This window comes from Streptomyces cahuitamycinicus, assembly GCF_002891435.1.
GTDB classification, from domain to species: Bacteria; Actinomycetota; Actinomycetes; order Streptomycetales; family Streptomycetaceae; genus Streptomyces; species Streptomyces cahuitamycinicus.
Genome location: NZ_POUC01000981.1, coordinates 1 through 447 on the forward strand (window position 1 = coordinate 1; position 447 = coordinate 447).

Annotated in this window: 1 protein-coding gene; it reads left to right on the forward strand. The window is 73.2% G+C overall.

The window, feature by feature from the left end:
- Nucleotides 1-39: 39 nt before the first annotated feature.
- A partial coding sequence (locus C1J00_RS44185) for a GNAT family N-acetyltransferase (protein WP_107501892.1) occupies nt 40-447 on the forward strand: 408 nt, incomplete at its 3' end.

Here is a 447-nt window from a genome sequence, read left to right on the forward strand (position 1 = left end):
GGGGTGAGGGGTGTCGTACCCGGGTACTACCGTGGCCGCATGAGCTATGTGATCCGGTCCGTCCGTGCCCATGAGTGGCCTGCGGCGAAGGAGCTGCGGCTCGCGGCGCTGCGGGACCCGGTGGCGCACCTGGCCTTCCTGGAGACGTACGAGGAGGCCGCGGCCCGGCCGGACTCCTTCTGGCAGGAGCGGACGGCCGGTGCCGCCGAAGGGGCGGACGCGAGGCAGCAGATCATCGCCGAAGGGCCCGACGGGCGGTGGGTGGCGACGCTGACCGTGCTCGTGGAGGAGCCCGGGACGACGGACTGGGCCGGGTTCCCGGTGGAGCGGAAGCAGGGGCACGTGGTCGGCGTGTTCGTGCGGCCCGAGGAGCGTGGGAGCGGGCTGACGGAGGTGCTGTTCGACGCGGCCCTGGAGTGGTCATGGGGGCGGGGTCTTGAGCGGGTG